Source organism: Lysinibacillus sp. RU7, from assembly GCF_057837305.1.
In genome coordinates this window covers 1-244 of sequence record NZ_JBYQFK010000264.1, presented here as the reverse complement: position 1 = coordinate 244, position 244 = coordinate 1, and the positions used below count along the sequence as shown (strand labels likewise).

Sequence of the window (244 nt, the reverse complement as noted above, 5' to 3'; positions counted from 1 at the left end):
CAAGGCCTGAAAATCTTAGAGGTATGCATTACAGTCCATGAACCATTCTTAATCTGTTCGCCTCACGCCTATGTTGCATATGTTGATATTTTCTCCTGTTGTTTTGTGTTTATAGCTGTGATGCAAACCGATGGCTACGACATGTCATCTTTACTTATATATCATTACTGTCATCTACTCATTGATCTTCTGAACTAGTCATCGCTAACTGTTTTTGATGTCTGACATAGAAAACCGCAAGAGA

General features: G+C 38.1%; 1 protein-coding gene. It reads left to right on the top strand.

The features are described from left to right. The coding region (locus AC3II9_RS22350; RefSeq protein ID WP_489158956.1) for a hypothetical protein at positions 1-198 on the top strand (198 nt) is incomplete at its 5' end. Between the last annotated feature and the right edge of the window lie 46 nt (positions 199-244).